This window comes from Nocardia sp. TBRC8007 (assembly GCF_056629435.1).
Genome location: NZ_JBWSOR010000094.1, coordinates 1 through 1,240 on the forward strand (window position 1 = coordinate 1; position 1,240 = coordinate 1,240).

At 69.8% G+C, this 1,240-nt stretch carries 1 protein-coding gene; it reads left to right on the forward strand.

The annotated features are described in order from the left end of the window. A partial coding sequence (locus ACX4ZE_RS22745; RefSeq protein ID WP_480275503.1) for a condensation domain-containing protein occupies positions 1 to 1,240 on the forward strand: 1,240 nt, incomplete at both ends.

Consider the following 1,240-nt stretch of genomic DNA (forward strand, 5'->3'; position numbering starts at 1 on the left):
GTCGGTGCCGATCGGCACCCCGGTGGGGAATATGCGGGTGTTCGTGCTGGATGGCCGGTTGCGGCCGGTGCCGGTGGGGGTGGCGGGGGAGTTGTATGTGGCCGGTGCGCAGGTGGGGCGCGGGTATCACGGGCGGGCGGGGCTGACCGCGGCCCGGTTCGTGGCTGACCCGTTCGATGCGGCCGGTGGGGGTCGGGTGTATCGGACCGGGGATGTGGTGTGCTGGACTGCGGTGGGGGTGTTGGAGTTCGTGGGGCGGGCCGATGAGCAGGTGAAGATCCGGGGGTTGCGGGTGGAGCCGGGGGAAGTGGCGGCGGTACTGGGTTCGCATCCGGCGGTGACGCAGGCGGTGGTCGAGGCGCGGGAGCTGGCCGGGAGCGGTGCGGGCAAGCAGCTGGTCGGGTACGTGGTGGGCGATAGCGCTGCCGACGGTGGGGTTGATGGCGCGGCGCTGCGCCGGTTCGTGGCCGAGCGGTTGCCCGAGTTCATGGTCCCGGCCGTGGTGATAGCCCTCGAGGCGATGCCGTTGACCCCGAACGGGAAACTCGATCGCGCGGCGTTGCCGGACCCGGAATTCGTCTCCGGGGTGGAGTATCGGGCGCCGCGGTCGGAGCGGGAACAGGTGTTGGCGGACCTGTTCGGTGAGGTGTTGGGGGTGGCTCGGGTGGGTATCGATGACGGTTTCTTCGATCTGGGCGGGCATTCGTTGCTGGCGACGCGGTTGGTGAGCCGGATACGGTCGGGGTTGGGGGTGGAGGTCCCGATCCGGGTGGTGTTCGCCGCCCCCACCGTCGCCCAGTTGGTCGCCCGGCTCGACGACGGTGCTCGGGTGCGTCCGGAGTTGACGGTGGTGCGGCGCCCGGAGGTGGTGCCGGTGTCGTTCGCGCAGCGGCGGTTGTGGTTCATCCACCGGTTCGAAGGTCCCTCGGCCACCTACAACATGCCGATGGGGGTGCGCCTGACGGGCGCGGTGGACGTGGCGGCGTTACGGGTGGCGCTCACCGATGTGGTGGGGCGGCACGAAAGCCTGCGGACGGTGTTCGCCGAGGTGGACGGTGTGCCGGTGCAGCGGGTCCTCGAGGTCGGAGAATTCGATGCGCCGGTATCGATGGCGGATGTAGTGGATGTGGAGACGGCGGTGGCCGCGGCGGCGAGGTATGAGTTCGACCTGTCCTCGGAGATCCCGGTACGGGCCGACGTGTTCCGATGCACCGGACCTGTCGAAGACAATTACGTTCCC